Origin of the sequence: Paracoccus halophilus, from assembly GCF_000763905.1 — a bacterium.
In the GTDB taxonomy this organism is placed as follows: Bacteria; Pseudomonadota; Alphaproteobacteria; order Rhodobacterales; family Rhodobacteraceae; genus Paracoccus; species Paracoccus halophilus.
On the sequence record NZ_JRKN01000097.1, the window covers coordinates 1 to 775 of the forward strand.

Genomic DNA, 775 nt, shown 5'->3' on the forward strand with positions numbered 1-775 from the left:
CATGTCCGGCCTGTAGTCCATCTGGACGATGGTTTCCGGGGCCGGCGGGCGGTAGCCCAGTGCGCTGTGCGGGCGCTTCGTGTTATAGTGTTTCCTCCATTCCTCGATCAGGACCTGCGCCTCGCGCAGGTTGTAGAAGGTTTCGCCATTCAGAAACTCGTCGCGGAAGCGGGCGTTGAAGCTCTCGCATTGAGCGTGTGAACGCCACTGGTCCGAGTGAGCACGCGAAACCGTTTTCCCAAGGTGAGCCTGGCTCGATATAGGCCGTGCTGGCCCCGACGGCGGCGATCCAGTCGCGGACAGCCTGGGCAACAAACTCGGGGTCATTATCGGAGCGAATGAACGCCGGGATGCCGCGCAGGATGAACAGATCGCTTGAGCCGCATCGATGACGTCGGCTGAGTTCAGTTTGCGCTTCACCCGGATGGTCAGGCATTCACGGCTGAACTCGTCCAGGATGTTCAGCGTCCGGAAGGCCCTGCCATCATCGGTCCGGCAATGAACGAAGTCCATATCTCCAGACGTGGTTCGTGTATTCCGGACGCAACCGGACGCAGGATCCGTCGTTCAGCCAGAGCCGCCCCTTCTTCGGTTATTTCACTGGCACTTTCAGCCCCTCGCGCCGCCACAAGCCCTCTGAACCGCTTGTCGTTCACCCGGCCCGGCCTGCATCGCGAAGCAGCGCCGCGATCCGGCGATAGCCATAGCGACCGTATTGCCGCGCCAGCTCGATCATGTCTGCGGCCAGCCGGCCTTGGTCGGCGCGACCCTTGGG

The 775-nt window shown here is 62.3% G+C and carries 1 pseudogene; it reads right to left on the reverse strand.

Annotated features, from left to right (window positions below):
- Positions 1–775 (reverse strand): annotated as a pseudogene (locus IT41_RS19235) (IS3 family transposase); the annotation flags it as partial.